The sequence below is a fragment of the Acidiphilium sp. MT5 genome (genome assembly GCF_054767495.1).
In genome coordinates, this window is sequence record NZ_BAABMR010000036.1 from 1 (window position 1) to 1497 (window position 1497).

The window sequence follows — 1497 nt, forward strand, 5'->3', positions numbered from 1 at the left end:
ATGCCGATCAAAATCGGCATCACATCGACTCACGCCAACAAGGTCAGAGAAACAACGCTTACCAGACTACGACGCCCGCATGCGAACACGGCCACCCGGTCCTCGCGCTCATGCCGTCATTAAATTTGACCGAAACGCCGAACGCATCAAGCTTCTTAAACCAGGACAGTCTTTGCGAAATCTACCGGAGGAGCTTTGGCCTGGAAGCTTTCGGAGCAGGGCCTTTCGACGAGTGGCAGATGGCATGCCTTCTGAGAAGCGTGGCGGAGCCCCAGCCGGGATTCGGCGTCTTGATGCCGATCATGCTTCCCTTACCATCACCTCGTTTTCCCCTCGGGAACTAATCCACCCCGGTCTTGATCGACCTCTGTCTCTGCGAGAGTGTGCTAGACTCCAAAGCTTCCCAGACAGCCATGATTTCCAGGGCGGATTCCAGGCTGTCGCCACTCAAATCGGCAATGCGTTTCCGCCTTTGGTAGCTGCTGCGTTGGCAAGGTGGATGCGGACCACACATGAGAGAGTGGGCGCTGACACTGGAGGTGTTGGCAAGAGCGTCCCGCCAGGGCTGATCGGCTACCGCTTGACCGAAGCCCTCGCGATGTCGCCCTCGCTACAAGCTACCGATGCTCGCCTTAAGGCAATAATTCAAACGAACGGACATACTCGCATGCCTTCATCCAAAGTAAGCGTTGTTTCTCTGACCTTGTTGGCGTGAGTCGATGTGATGCCGATTTTGATCGGCATGATGCAGGAAGAATTGAATGAGGTTTTTGACGGGGCACCAATAGCGAGCACTCCTACGAGCGCTCGTAGGAGTGCTCCGATTGAGCGTGTTGAGGTGATCACGCGTGGCGCGCGGCGACGATGGTCGATGGTTGAGAAGCAGGCGATTGTCTCGGAGAGCTTGGAGCCGGGTGTTGTTCGGGCGGAGATTTGTCGGCGTCACGACATCAGCAGCGGTCAATTGAGCACGTGGCGCCAGCAATGCTGCGTTGGTATGCGCGATAATGCTGGTGCTGTTGTGCCGACCTTCGCCCGTGCGATGGTAATGCCGATGGTTCGGGGTTCTGAACGTATGGCCGATGCGGAGGAGCGAACGACAGCGCCGACGCTTGAGCGGCGATCACGGGATCGAGCCCGTTCGGGTGCGCAGATCGAGATTGCGTTGCCCAATGGCGCGATTATCCGGGTTGGCACGGCGGTTGATCAGATGGCGTTGGCCCGGGTTCTGGCGGCGCTGAGGGATCAATGATTGCGCCTGGATCGGGCGTTCGGGTGTATCTGGCTTGTGGCCGGACTGACATGCGCAAAGGGATGGATGGTTTGGCCATGCTGATCCAGCAGCATTTTGCCGGGAATCCGTTCGACGGTGCGGTGTTCGCATTCCGCGGGCGCAAGGCATCTCAGATCAAGTTGATCTGGCATGATGGCGTCGGGTTCTGCCTGCTGACCCGGCGGCTGGAGCGGGGTGGTTTTCCATGGCCACAGAGCGGTGCC

The 1497-nt window shown here is 58.4% G+C and carries 4 protein-coding genes; all 4 read left to right on the forward strand.

The window, feature by feature from the left end; genetic code table 11:
* The coding region (locus ACYUCQ_RS16180; protein ID WP_460255590.1) for a hypothetical protein at nucleotides 1-344 on the forward strand (344 nt) is incomplete at its 5' end.
* Entirely contained in the window at nucleotides 245-715 is a 471-nt protein-coding gene (locus ACYUCQ_RS16185) for a DNA cytosine methyltransferase (protein WP_460255588.1), read from the forward strand. The genes ACYUCQ_RS16180 and ACYUCQ_RS16185, both read left to right, overlap by 100 nt.
* A gap of 30 nt (nucleotides 716-745) precedes the next feature.
* Nucleotides 746-1252: an IS66-like element accessory protein TnpA gene (gene tnpA, locus ACYUCQ_RS16190; RefSeq protein WP_460255589.1), complete on the forward strand. Its 507-nt coding sequence runs from the start codon at nucleotides 746-748 to the stop codon at nucleotides 1250-1252.
* Nucleotides 1249-1497, forward strand: a 249-nt coding sequence (gene tnpB, locus ACYUCQ_RS16195) for an IS66 family insertion sequence element accessory protein TnpB (RefSeq protein WP_460255587.1), incomplete at its 3' end; no start/stop codon positions are given. The genes tnpA and tnpB, both read left to right, overlap by 4 nt.